This is a genomic window from Clostridium sp. HMP27, from assembly GCF_000765165.1.
Taxonomy (GTDB): Bacteria; Bacillota; Clostridia; order Clostridiales; family Clostridiaceae; genus Clostridium_AK.
In genome coordinates, this window is sequence record NZ_JMFY01000064.1 from 1 (window position 1) to 11,056 (window position 11,056).

Sequence of the window (11,056 nt, forward strand, 5' to 3'; positions counted from 1 at the left end):
CTTGCTTATTTCTTTACCCAACAAAATAATTACAATAGAGACTGGTAACGCTATTAATGCATTAAATATATCTTTTTTACTGTTAACTATACTTGGAAATGCACCTGTTACATAATTTATAAAAAGAGCTGCTGCCTTTATTGAATACACTCCAAACAATAGCGCCATTCCTATATACATAAATAGGATCAAAATTGGAAGTTTCCACGTACATTCAATTTTCGTTCCATCATCTATTTCTGATAATTGTCCATATAAAATCCGATTAGCTGAATTTCTCACATATTTATCTCGGCTTTCAATTCTAAATTCCCTTTTTCTAACCCATCCTACAAATCCTTCTCGAGGAAAAATATTGGGATTAATAATTTCTTTTAATCGTGCTTCACAATCGTTGGCTTTTAACAATGTATAGAAGACATATTTCATTATTCCACTGATTCTCCTGACTTTATTAACTTAATACAACTTATATGTTACCTTCATAATTATGGTCTTACTAATTTAAGTCTTTGTCCACATTTTTCTTATAGCATAGTTACTTTGTATTTTTAAACTCTCAAATGCCATTATGTAATATATTACAATTATACAAAGGACTTCTTTTAAATACTATAAGCATTTTATTCCAAAGTTATATTTACCCAGGTATCAGGTCATTCGGTAAACCCTCTACACCTACTCCTTTAGGAAACTTCAAGATAATAAATAGAGCTGTTAATCCTGGTGGGCCTTTTGGAGTTAGATGGCTAGGTTTAAATAAACCAGGATACGGAATACATGGAACAAATAATCCAGCATCTATTGGAACAAGAGTATCTAATGGATGTATTAGAATGCAGAATAAAGATGTTTTGGAGCTTGCCAATACAGTTCCTATTGGAACTCCAGTACAAATTATTAATCAGTAGTTTTTTATTAGGTGCTAGGATGATTTAAAATTACTACTTTTGAAGCTGGAATTATAGACCTTGAAGACCTTCAAGCAGCTAAAAAAAGAGTATCCCTTGAAATATTATTATTAAATGATCCGGCCAACATAAAGCTATGGTTAAAAGATAAAATTTATAGTATAGAAGTTTTTAATAAATCTGATGTTATAATAAAATATAAACTTCCTGTGGATTAAATAATAAAGATTCATAGTAATATAATAAGCTATATTGCTATGAATCTCACAAATTAAATTGGATTATAAAAATCCTTAACTCTAGAAAAATAAAACAAACTTATTTATAAATATAAAATCAACTAAGGAAATTCATTAGGAAGCCTTGTACGAGATTGTATATTTATTACCAAGTTCGCTTTGTGCCTTCTGTGCCAGTTTTATACCATTTTTATTATGCTGATGTGTTACTTCATAAATATACTCTGATTCGTCAATCACTGATTTGGAATACGCTTGTACCCAACTCATAAATTGGTATTTTAGTTTTTCAGTCAGAGGAATTTCTTCTAAATTAAGATTACAGCCACATTTTCCGCACCAAATTGGATCTGCACCAAGATCCACCTCAACCACTAAATCATAACTTTCTTCTTTACAAAAGCATTGCATAGAATTATACTCCTATCTAATTATAATATTATAGAATGTGACATAATTGTTATTATACTTTTTCTATAACTTTCTGTATCCATAAATAATAACTGCACCATTTTCTTCTTCATAAGGTATGCAATACTTTTCTAAGATATCTATAAACCTCTCTGTTTCATCAACAATTTCACCATCAACTAAGAGTCCTCTATTTTTAATATACCTTGGTCTAACTTTTACCCATTCTATGTTAAAGAACGGTAATAATAATTCATCATCCCAATTACCAGTATAGCAAACATCTTTATCAAATTGTTCTGGTTCATAAATATCAGTTACATACTTTATTTCATATGGAGGTAAAAATGGTAACTTCATTACAGAACTTTGCAATTCAAACCATTTGGTGTTATTCATAATAGAAGTCATACTTTTCTGTTCTACAATAGATATTACCTTTCTCTTCAATTTTTTTATCCTGAATTGCACCTCATTACTATGCATTTAATATTCACCACCTAACTATACTGGTTTTTATAAATTATTTAGTTCGTCATACAAGAATGTTGTGACACAATATATAATGTATATGCCTTTCAATAATCCTAAATCCTATTATCCTGTCTAAATTTATTTACGAGTGTCTTTAGTCCAAATTCACTAATATCTTCATTATTTTGATTTAAATATACCTCAATTCGGTAAATAAGATTATAAATCTGTTCTTTTTTTAGACTCATAAACCATTTTTCTTCTATAATTGAATATATAATTGGTTTAGCCTTCTCAATGCTCAACTTTTGGTCCTTTTTCAATAAACACTTATGTATTTTTCTTGCAATAAACTCATACTTTAAACCTACATACCAAATATGTTTCTCTTTCTTAATTATTATATAAATTAAAGCACCTATCATTGATGCAATAAAAATAAACAGAACCAATTCCATATACTAAAGCCTCCTATTAAGTCATCATATTTTACTGTTGTGATACAATATAACAATGAGACGAACTAATTAAATTTATTTTGCTTGGTGTAAAATTTCGATTTCACCATCTACAAATCCAATACCAACTGCCTGTAGTCCTTTAAGCATATTAGCATATTTCCCATCTTCAAGATATTTCCTTACTATTTTTGTTATAAAGTCAAGACCATCTTCCCAATCTTCAATATCATCAGTTCTTGGCATAAGAAATATATCTTCTCCTGTTGTAAATATCTCTTCACACGCCCAATCTTCATCTTCTTCATCAAATGTATCAGTCCCAATTAATTGAATATCGTAGGTTTGATTTGAACCTTCATACAAGTTGAAATTAACTGCAACAATATCTGAAGGGAGCTGTTCTAAATTACTATTTAACCATTTTGAAAAATCTTCATAATACAACATATGTATCTTCATTCCTTTTCCCATATAATTTATTTTGTTACGTCATATGTTGCAATGCTTCATGTATCAGAGTTTTACGATTAATAAATCCCATAGGAAAAAGGTGCAGCAACATAATTGTAATTTTAAAGCTCTTCTATCTTTACGCTAAATTGCGAATGACCACCCTTCCCAATCAATACTACCTCGTTGTTAGAAATCCACTTTAAATCACCAAAGTGCTTTCCAAACATCCACTCATCTGGCTTCTCCCGTACAACAACTTGTTTCTTTATTATTTGCTCATTCTTATCCGTAATAATAATACCAATATCGCAAGAATAGATATCATGGTCACAAAACACTTTAGCAATGTATTTTCTAGTGGGATTATGTTTTCGTTTCTTCCATATCCAGGTATTAATATAGTTTTCAGAGATAATTTGATTATAAGCCTCATCAAATATTGTTTTATCCCATCTTTCTTTTTCTACAATTTGTGTAATTGCCATTTTTATTAAATTAAGAGTTTTTCTCTTTTTTTCAAAGTCATCAAGTTTAAAAAAATCATCAACATTAAAAGCCACTTGCACTTTATATATCCCTAATACTGCACTAGGTTCCATAACCACATTAGGCACACACTCTATGTTTATCTTACTACATTTATCATTCCTGTAGCCCTTTAAACACCGCTCATAAAAAGAAGTAATATTTCTTGTCTCAAGTCTAAATTGGAAATATCTTTGCTGATAGTTTTTATTATAATCCTCTACGGTAATTTTATTTTGTTCTTCTTCATTCTTTCCAAGAAGCAAATCTTCAATCTCTTTACTTGGTGTATAACTTACATAAAATCTAATCTCCCTTAATACTGGCATTTTAACTTACCCCTTCTAGAATATAATGTGCGTGTATTCCTGAAACATCTTTGATTTGTTCTATTACTAAATCATTCTACGTATTTTTCATAAATGCTTATCTACCACAAAGTATTGTTAGGTCATACATTATAATTTTAACTTTCTAGTTATAGACCAAGGAATATGGTTATAATCCATGTGCTTTTTCAGTAATAAAATCCTTATAAAGCGAATTAGAAAATGTTTTAATTGCAGTTTGATCTGTGGAAAATTTAAAAGTTAAACTATGTTCTATTGAATCTCCATATATTGTTCCTAATATTGTTATATGACCTGTTTTATCTAAGTGAAATTGTATATTAGAACCATAACCAGTATCATATAATTCAACTTCATTTAGTTTAAAGTTATATAATTCTCTTATTTCCTTAATAAAAATAATAAAATCTTTGATATTATATTCAAATTCGCCAATACCTGAAAAGCTCCCTGAAATTACTTTAACGCTAAAAGTGGTATTATAGGGATTCCCATTACTGAAATCCTCGTAGGAAACTCTGATATTACTAATAATTAACTGCTCGTATGGGTTTCCTGTACTAATAGAGTATGTCTTCAAACTTATCACCTCTAAAAACTTGCATTATACTGGGGATTGACCATTAGGCATATCTATTTAACCTAGTTCTTCTATTCAAATATCCATTTTTCCTTCCAATTCATAATTACAGACAACCAATCTGCATTTTGATTCATAAAATTACTAGCAAATTCATATATTAAACTTTCGTGAGGCTCATTAACTAATTCTCTATAAACTTTTACAATATCTGAAACTTCAATACGTTCTTCTTGTCTCTCTTTCATCTTTTCACCTAAACAATATCTTCTTCTTAGCTCCACCACTAAATCATAAATCATATCAGCTTGCTTTTCTTCTTTATTGTCAGCATCTTTTTTATAGTTTAAAAATATCTTTAATGTGTCTGCCAAAATCATTAATTTAACACTTTGTCCATTCTGCAATTCAGGCATTCCTTTGACTTCATATTCTGTAATATGTAAACACCTTTTTATTTGATACTTAAATGCATCAAACCCGTTCTCAAAAACAACAATACGAGCAGGCCTGTATTCTTGACCAAGTAAATTAATAACCTCCTCTATCTGAGAATTTGTAATAAATCTTTGATTGTTTACTATTTCCATAATATTCACCTCCTTCTTTTGAAAGTATTTATGTATTAAATTAGTTGAACTATGTTCTCAAGTATCATTGAAAGTTCCTTCGATTATTCCATTCTTTCCAAAACTTGATGTATCCATCTCGATCAAAGTCATCGGCTGGAATATTCTTTGCCTCACTCTTCTTATAAAACTCCTCTACTTTATCAACAAAGTTGAACACTGTTTCAATATAGTCATTAAGATTAATGGTAACCTCATTAGCTTTTTCTGTAACCAATTTTACAGCTCCATCTATATGTAAAACTGACCAATCAATTCCATTAGGACAGCCACATATTTCAACAGTTTCATCATAATCACTTGGTATAATAAAATGACCGCAGCAAGGTAACATTTGATTAGAACTTTTTCCCATTACATGGTTTTCTTTTATAGATTTTAGTAAATATAATGCTGTTGAACTAACAGTACAAGGATAATTATCAGCAACTACTTCATCACCTATTTTGGCATTAACTTTTCCATGAAGACATAAATCTTCTGGATTATCCTTTTCTCCATTTATCCAATATAAATCTACTATATCAATAATAAATTGAGAATTATTCATATAACTCCTCTTAATTTGTTTAGTATTATTTTACAGTCCTTTTAATATCATGGTTTTACGTGACCTTTTGAATATTTTACTGCTTTCTTTGATGCTTTTATTTGTCTCCTGCTTACACCACAAGACTGTCTTTCATGTTGACATTTTCTACATATATTACCCAATCCGTATTTTCCTTTTTTCTCTTCTATAAAGTTTTCCATTGTAGCATTAAGCATTCTTTTGCAATAAATGTACTCTTTTATCTTCCATCTATAAATAATCATACATTTCCATAGTCACTTAAATTAAGACACCATAATCTTCTAGTTAATCTCCATAAATCAAATATGCGCCACTAGTCACTGTAATCGCAGCAATAGCAACTAAACAAAGAACATAGATAAAACCAATACATTGCCTGCCATCAGAATTTCCAAAACGTCCATATCCTCGGCTTGTTGGGATATCTATATAACCTAACTTTAGTATCTTCCTGTCATTATTTAAGCCAAGTAAAAAGACAAAAATGTTATACACTAATATAAGAATTAAAAATTTAAATAAATAATTATCTCTCGAAATCCACATTCCAGTTGCAAAACTATAATAAATCCACATACAAATTATTAACAATAGTGATATCTTAGATTCAATAATAATTATTCTTTTGAGTAAGTATATATTTTTTCCTACAATTGATCCTAAATACATCATCAAAGCCAAAGAAAAAAATATAACCAAGATTAAAGTAACTTCTTTCAATGCATGCCCCCCTTTGTCTTTACACTCGACTAATTTGGCATATTCCTCACCGCCTATTTTCTTTAATAATCCCATGAGGAATGTGAGCACCTATAGTTTTTTATATCTCCTCTTTATCATAAGGTACACTATGAGCATTATTAAAAACACTATCTTTTGAATATCTTTAGGAAAAAGCTCAATAAAGCTTGTTAATAGATATAATAAAAACAATCCACCTATAAATATTAACAAGATTTTCATTATATCTTTTAGTATATCTAACATGTGCTAGAGCTCCTTTAATTTTAATCATTCTTTGGTTTCAACATATAAAATATTGAGCTAAACTTAGTTAGCAACATTGCAAAATTAACCAGCAATCATCAAACTTACAGTTTTTTAAATCATCTTTCTTTATATAAAAGTATATTCGGCCGCAATCTCCAAACATTAGTTCAAAATCATCCATTATAACGGTGTCTAACTGGAATAACAATTGCCATTGACTGCAGTTTTTCTCCATCTGCTTTAACTTTTCTGAATCAATATCAATTTCATTCCCGCAGTAAATTTCATTAGTTACTTTCTCACATTCAAGCAACATGCCATTTTGGATAACATTTGCATATCCCAATAACTTATTAATAACTTCCTCTTCTTCATAACCTTTTGATACTCTTATTTCATCGTATTCATCCCAATCCTCATAATCATATATTTCATTAAATTCCTCATAATAAGGCAAATCATATTTACTGCTAAAGCTAGGCTGTATTTCGGGCAACTTAAAATCATCTTGCATATCATCTGGATAATCAGCTCTAATTAAGTCTGTTATATTCCCATCAAAGTAAAAAACTTTAGCACTGCCTTTGTCATTTGGGTCAAACCCCCAAGTCATAGTTGAAAGCTCATAAAAGAAATATAGTATGCCTTTTTTAGGAAGCAAATCATCTTCATCATATTTTTTTACTTCCTCGCAATTTATTTGTGCTAAAAAACTTAATGGACGATTTAAGGTTTCACCGTTGTAGTCTTCCCCTTCATAATAAAACCATTTAAAATCCTTCGGTACATCCGGTTTTCCTCCAAATTTAGATATTCCAATGGGTAACTCTTCTTTGCTCTTACTTTTTAAATCAAACTTTATGGCGTTCTTTTTTATCTCGTCAAATATTATATTTAAATCTATCATTATTTCTCCTCACGCTGCGAAAATTAATTTAATATTTATTAAACAATTCCTCTACTCTACTTACAAAATCCTTATCTAGCCCCTTAGCATATTCCGCAAAGTTTTCTTTATTTACACTTTTAATAACACCTTGAGCTTTTAATTTTTTATCTAAATCATTTAATATATACTCAAAACCTATGTCCTTATCCTCATGCATACTTCCACCCAAAAAATCAACAGACTTACCATCATTAAAAATAACCTTATAATATGGTGAATAGGAGTTTTTATTTTCTTTTTTAACTCCAACGTTAACATATTTTACATCACTATATTTATATATAACACCCTTAGGAGCCATAGGAGAGTTTACCTTAATATTGTCAGTATACAAAATTGAATAACTTGTCATTCCACAATATACAGCTATTATTAGAATTGGTATATAGCAAATTTTTATTATTTTAAATATATTTGTGATTGTATTATCAAGTGCTACAAGCTTATTTAGAAGTTTAAAGATAACTTTCTCTAGCCTACTAAGAGTTTCAATATCTATAATTTCATCATCTTCTATTATTTCTATCTGCTCATTACTCCTCTTAAAAAACTTTTCTTTTATCTGAATAAAACCATATATAATTAAAATCATAATCATAATTACAGGTATTATATTTAAGGTATTAGATACAAACAACAAGTAGTCTCCTCTGCCAAATAAAAATAATTGCAAAGGGAAGTAGGCCAAAGTTGTTGTAGTTGCAATAACTATCACAATTATAACAGTTCCAATATAGGAGAGAATACTAAGTGCTATCTTAATTTTCCTTAATTTGTCTTGCAAACTCATTCTGAAAACTCATCAATTAAAACTTGTAACTCTTCATCACCGTAAATTGTTCCATCACTAATAAACTTTTCAATCTCAATAGCTCCATCATCCATAAACTCTATTTCCCATCTTTGTCCTGGAACCGCAACTTCAACCATAATACTTTCGGGTCTAATCTTACTTAAGCGGTAAAATATTTGGTTTTCCTCTAAAGTATTAAGGAACTTATTTATATCTTTTAAAATATCCATACCTAAATCACTCCTTCTATAAAGTCGTAATATATTACTAATGTTCAAATATTATAGACTTATGATTAATATATTTTATAACAAGATTGTGAATCATTTTTTTTGCACTTATGATACTTTATCCTCATTCTTATATTAGCTCTAATTAAAAATTGCTTACATCTAGATTAATTTTATTGTTTAACTTCATTAAAAGATTGAATAATTCCATTAACTCTTTTTCAGAAAACCAATTGTTTGGAATTTTAAAGCATTGTGTATTCTTACATTTAAAAATAAATGCCCTTCCTTGTTTTCCACCCATTTGTCTATAAATCATAGTAATATCCTTTATTGATACAACTTCAGTTTTAGTTAGACATCTTAGCTTAATTTCTTCTTTTGATACTTCAATAAATATTCTCCTTGTAATTAAAAAATATGATATCGTGATAAAATATATAGAGATTAGAATTAATATTAAAGTAAATATAACAATCATAAAATAATCAAAACTTAATACTTGTATATCTGTAATTAATAAATATGTTATCCAAATAGAAATTAAACTAACAACAATAGTGAATAGAATAGTTAGTACATATTCCTTAGGATATATGATAAATGGAAAAGTTGATTCATCCAACTCTATTATTGGTTTGTTTTTCTTCATACATATATACACCTACTTTCTAAACATGGTTATTAAAACCTAATGAAATACTATCTGAATTAATACAATTTAAGAAAGCTAATAATTATTATTTCTTAGTTTATATATTTATTTATCACTTTCTTTTCCTATATATCCAATTATCTCATTATCAGAGTTTTTGATCATATAACAAAATTCAAATATACCTATATTATTGCTTGGTTTTTTCACCTTTTTTATTGTTGAGGTATCTGAAATTACTATGTTACCAGTTGTAAATTGAATATAAATACTTTCCCTACTATGTTCAACAGAGGTTAATTGGGATTTAATTCTTAAATCTGTTTTCTGAAAATAATAATGTACTCCCAATAAATCCTCAGAAATGTCAAATAACAGCCTAAACATATTGCTACAAGGTTCTACTCCCTTTGAACACTCATTACATAATACTTCTCCATAGAAGGCTATGAATTTTTCCTCCTCGATAACTTCCTTATTACACTTATAGCAAAAATACATCGTTTAAACTCATTCCTTCCTATGTTTAATTCCAAAATGTTAAGCTCTCTAATTCGCCTTAAATTACCATTGTTTAAATATGTTAAATTCATGATTAGTAGACTATATAAGAATAGTGCGTCTTAAATTAGCCATAAAACCATTTAGCCATAATATATAGTTCTATTTTATTGGCATGTACCCTATAACTTCATAGGTATTACTGTCACAAACAATAACCGCAAAGTCGTGATTTGAAGTATCACCAATAGTAATAATCCAGTCAGTAGAATCAACTGCATTTTTATCTACTTTGGAGTTTTGTGAAAATACAAACTCCCATGTTTTTTCATCTGCATTTTTTATTGTTATAATATTTGTGTTTATACGGTCTTTTGCAGTAAACTTGGAATTCTTAATATAATTTATACTATTATTGACTGCCTTTTGTTGTTCAGATGACACTGAAGTATTATTTGAATTACATCCAAACAATGTAAAAAGCATTAGTAAAATAAGAGTTATTGTTAAATACTTTTTCATAATAGTCCCCCTCAAATAAAAATGTTATGGTGTTAATTTTAAATCTTAATTTATATAAGAATAACAAATGAATTAGTTCACAATATTATACAAAGGTGTGATTTATTAATAAACTGGATTCTCACTATTCATAAAAAAATCAAATGTAAATCTATGAAGAATATTAGTTGCAATAAATCCATATAAACTATATAACAAAAATAATACAATAAATACTTGTACAAATACGCAAACACCATATAAGAAACCTTTCCTAACTGTTAATTTCCTGCATAAATGATTTCCAATGGCATTAATTATCATATCCAATAAAAATACTCCCGAAGTAAAAAATAATGCCCTCATAATTTCATGAAGCATATTTGCTCCATACTGAAAAACAAAGAAATTCTTATTAATAAATGATTCTATAAGATGAATTAAAAATGATAGGCTTGCCATTAGCAAATATACAAAATAAATATTTTTATATTTACTATGTAAAAACATTTTATTATAAAAATAAATAAGTACAACAACTATCAATAATATTATATGAAATATATCCTGAACTCTCATTATTTAACCGCCTTTGGTATCATTGTAATGGTTTTTAAAGCCTTATTAATACACAATATATTACCGTTGTTCAACAAATATAAAAAGATTATTCATTTGCTCTATTCTTATGTTTAAGCGTTTTTTCATTACACCCAACTATTACTGTTGCTAACCCTAAGATTGCAACTGCAAATATACAACTAAACCAAAACGTCTCTGCAGCACTATCTGTGGAAATCATTCTACCAACAAAAATAGTATAACCGTAG

At 28.3% G+C, this 11,056-nt stretch carries 20 protein-coding genes; 1 reads left to right on the forward strand and 19 read right to left on the reverse strand.

From position 1 onward, the window contains the following. On the reverse strand, window positions 1-429 hold a 429-nt coding region (locus tag DP68_RS18490; protein ID WP_035311983.1), incomplete at its 3' end, for a hypothetical protein. Window positions 430-563: 134 nt separating this feature from the next. Here DP68_RS18490 and DP68_RS18495 point away from each other — a divergent pair. Continuing rightward, complete coding sequence (locus tag DP68_RS18495) at window positions 564-911, forward strand: L,D-transpeptidase (protein WP_035311984.1); 348 nt, start codon at window positions 564-566, stop codon at window positions 909-911. 353 nt (window positions 912-1,264) lie between these two features. Here the strand turns inward: DP68_RS18495 and DP68_RS18500 are convergent, their stop codons facing one another. From DP68_RS18500 to DP68_RS18580, 18 genes are all read right to left on the reverse strand, one after another. After that, complete coding sequence (locus DP68_RS18500; protein ID WP_035311986.1) at window positions 1,265-1,561, reverse strand: hypothetical protein; 297 nt, start codon at window positions 1,559-1,561, stop codon at window positions 1,265-1,267. A gap of 63 nt (window positions 1,562-1,624) precedes the next feature. Continuing rightward, window positions 1,625-2,011 carry a DUF6678 family protein gene (locus tag DP68_RS18505; protein WP_291550340.1) on the reverse strand — a complete coding sequence of 129 codons (387 nt, stop codon included), beginning with the start codon at window positions 2,009-2,011 and terminating at the stop codon, window positions 1,625-1,627. A 137-nt stretch (window positions 2,012-2,148) separates the two neighbouring features. Then, window positions 2,149-2,493, reverse strand: a complete 345-nt coding sequence (locus DP68_RS18510) for a hypothetical protein (RefSeq protein WP_035311990.1) — start codon at window positions 2,491-2,493, stop codon at window positions 2,149-2,151. Between the two features lie 75 nt (window positions 2,494-2,568). Next, entirely contained in the window at window positions 2,569-2,955 is a 387-nt protein-coding gene (locus DP68_RS18515) for a hypothetical protein (RefSeq protein WP_052085909.1), read from the reverse strand. Window positions 2,956-3,068: 113 nt separating this feature from the next. Next, window positions 3,069-3,803: a hypothetical protein gene (locus tag DP68_RS18520; RefSeq protein ID WP_035311992.1), complete on the reverse strand. Its 735-nt coding sequence runs from the start codon at window positions 3,801-3,803 to the stop codon at window positions 3,069-3,071. A gap of 169 nt (window positions 3,804-3,972) precedes the next feature. Continuing rightward, window positions 3,973-4,404: a hypothetical protein gene (locus tag DP68_RS18525; RefSeq protein WP_035311994.1), complete on the reverse strand. Its 432-nt coding sequence runs from the start codon at window positions 4,402-4,404 to the stop codon at window positions 3,973-3,975. A 71-nt stretch (window positions 4,405-4,475) separates the two neighbouring features. Then, window positions 4,476-4,994 (reverse strand): hypothetical protein, encoded by a 519-nt coding sequence (locus DP68_RS18530; RefSeq protein ID WP_035311995.1) that lies wholly within the window; start codon window positions 4,992-4,994, stop codon window positions 4,476-4,478. Between the two features lie 64 nt (window positions 4,995-5,058). Next, window positions 5,059-5,583, reverse strand: coding sequence for a hypothetical protein (locus DP68_RS18535; RefSeq protein ID WP_035311997.1), 525 nt, complete (start codon window positions 5,581-5,583; stop codon window positions 5,059-5,061). Window positions 5,584-5,630: 47 nt separating this feature from the next. Continuing rightward, the gene (locus DP68_RS18540) at window positions 5,631-5,849 is read right to left on the reverse strand and encodes a hypothetical protein (protein WP_035311999.1); all 219 of its coding nucleotides are present in this window, start codon (window positions 5,847-5,849) and stop codon (window positions 5,631-5,633) included. 43 nt (window positions 5,850-5,892) lie between these two features. Continuing rightward, window positions 5,893-6,402 carry a hypothetical protein gene (locus DP68_RS18545; protein WP_291550345.1) on the reverse strand — a complete coding sequence of 170 codons (510 nt, stop codon included), beginning with the start codon at window positions 6,400-6,402 and terminating at the stop codon, window positions 5,893-5,895. Window positions 6,403-6,417: 15 nt separating this feature from the next. Then, on the reverse strand, window positions 6,418-6,594 hold the full coding sequence (locus DP68_RS19825; protein WP_291550347.1) for a hypothetical protein: 177 nt from the start codon (window positions 6,592-6,594) through the stop codon (window positions 6,418-6,420). Window positions 6,595-6,661: 67 nt separating this feature from the next. Then, window positions 6,662-7,504, reverse strand: a complete 843-nt coding sequence (locus tag DP68_RS18550) for a YwqG family protein (protein WP_035312003.1) — start codon at window positions 7,502-7,504, stop codon at window positions 6,662-6,664. 28 nt (window positions 7,505-7,532) lie between these two features. Beyond that, window positions 7,533-8,336: a hypothetical protein gene (locus DP68_RS18555; RefSeq protein WP_035312005.1), complete on the reverse strand. Its 804-nt coding sequence runs from the start codon at window positions 8,334-8,336 to the stop codon at window positions 7,533-7,535. Further along, window positions 8,333-8,569 (reverse strand): hypothetical protein, encoded by a 237-nt coding sequence (locus DP68_RS18560; protein WP_035312007.1) that lies wholly within the window; start codon window positions 8,567-8,569, stop codon window positions 8,333-8,335. Before DP68_RS18560 ends, DP68_RS18555 begins: the two co-directional genes overlap by 4 nt. Window positions 8,570-8,714: 145 nt before the next feature. Next, entirely contained in the window at window positions 8,715-9,221 is a 507-nt protein-coding gene (locus DP68_RS18565) for a hypothetical protein (protein WP_035312009.1), read from the reverse strand. A 108-nt stretch (window positions 9,222-9,329) separates the two neighbouring features. Continuing rightward, window positions 9,330-9,725, reverse strand: coding sequence for a hypothetical protein (locus DP68_RS18570; RefSeq protein WP_035312010.1), 396 nt, complete (start codon window positions 9,723-9,725; stop codon window positions 9,330-9,332). A gap of 162 nt (window positions 9,726-9,887) precedes the next feature. Then, window positions 9,888-10,247 (reverse strand): hypothetical protein, encoded by a 360-nt coding sequence (locus DP68_RS18575; protein ID WP_035312011.1) that lies wholly within the window; start codon window positions 10,245-10,247, stop codon window positions 9,888-9,890. Between the two features lie 105 nt (window positions 10,248-10,352). Then, window positions 10,353-10,805 carry a hypothetical protein gene (locus DP68_RS18580; protein WP_035312013.1) on the reverse strand — a complete coding sequence of 151 codons (453 nt, stop codon included), beginning with the start codon at window positions 10,803-10,805 and terminating at the stop codon, window positions 10,353-10,355. Window positions 10,806-11,056 lie beyond the last annotated feature (251 nt).